The sequence below is a fragment of the Membranihabitans marinus genome, assembly GCF_019802045.1.
Lineage (GTDB): Bacteria > Bacteroidota > Bacteroidia > Chitinophagales > Saprospiraceae > Membranihabitans > Membranihabitans marinus_A.
Genome location: NZ_JAHVHU010000041.1, coordinates 1 through 1,344, shown reverse-complemented (window position 1 = coordinate 1,344; position 1,344 = coordinate 1). Strand labels below are relative to the sequence as shown.

Sequence of the window (1,344 nt, the reverse complement as noted above, 5' to 3'; positions counted from 1 at the left end):
TTCTTCATCCCCAACGAGTTGGGGACATCAAATTCTTTCACTTCTGATCCAGATGCAAAAGAGTTGCACAGTTTACCTTCCAGGTGCGGCTTCACAGTCAGAGCACCAATAGTGTCAGGCAAGTAAGACCGGCTCAATCCCTGAGGCAAGCAGATCGGCTCGTTCTTAGTTCCTACGTTCGCAGGAAGATCAAACATGCTTTCACGCATTCCGCAAGCGGAGTGTACATTGATCACCTGGTGGAATTCCCACTCTGGTGAAATATCATCGTCACATCCACCGGAGATAAAGAATCGTCGCGTAATGGTTCCTTGTCCACACTCATCCAGGTCAACCCAGATATCTTGTGACAATGTTCCGGAACAGTTAATCGCAACAATACCGTTCGGTGCAGTCGAAGTCGCTGTATCCAAATAGGTCGTATTGTGTATGATGGTCTCCCATCCAATAGTTCCGTCGTGGTTATCAATCGCTACTTTTTCTGTCTCAGATTTCTCCTCACAGGTTACATTCCAGTAATTAAACGTCGTGGAATCTTCAGGCAATAAGTTGCCATCGATGTCAGTAGGTCGGTTCTGATTGTCTACCCAGGTCAGGATATACTCACCCAACGCAGCATCAACATCAGCAAATGCACCAATCGTGTCCGCTCCACTTCCATTCTCACCAAAGACTGCAGCAGCTTCTACTACATCTTTGTAGAACAGGTTGTAAGACTCACAAGAAATATCCAAATCAGGCAATCGAGTCACCAATTTAGAGTTTCCAGCATCTTCTACATTCATAGTGCTTCGTCCGATTCCCCAGTTGCAGCAATAATCCAATACCAATAGTTCTACTGGTACTGCTTCACATGCATCAACGCATTTGAATGGAACTGATTTACTCCATCCACCGCCCATCAGCGACAGTTCATTACCATATCCGGATACACCAGACAAGTTGTCAAAAATCTCCTCCAAATCACGTACATTCAATGGATTGCCGTGATCGTCAGCCACAGAGCAGTTCTCTGCGATATATTCTGCGACGGAATAAATCCACGCATGTACTACTTTCTCTCCACACAACTCCTCGTCTTCCCACAACCACTGAATCTGGTGGAAGTAATATTTTTCTACTTCACCATCACTCAAGAAGGTTTGTAGATCATTTACATTGTATGCATTGTTAAATGCAGTCTCACCGACTGTTCCTCCGCCTACAGCGGTTCCAGCCTGTTTGCGGTCTACACCCAGGTCATCCAACAGGTCAACCCAGTTGTCATAAGGTGCATTCGGACCTAGCTCAGCACAAAGATCAACCATGGCTGTCTCCGTCCACCAGTCACTGCGTCGTCCCAAT

1 protein-coding gene is annotated in these 1,344 nt (G+C 46.2%); it reads right to left on the bottom strand.

All coding sequences use genetic code 11. From position 1 onward, the window contains the following. The coding region (locus tag KUV50_RS19280) for a hypothetical protein (protein WP_222581846.1) at window positions 1-1,344 on the bottom strand (1,344 nt) is incomplete at both ends.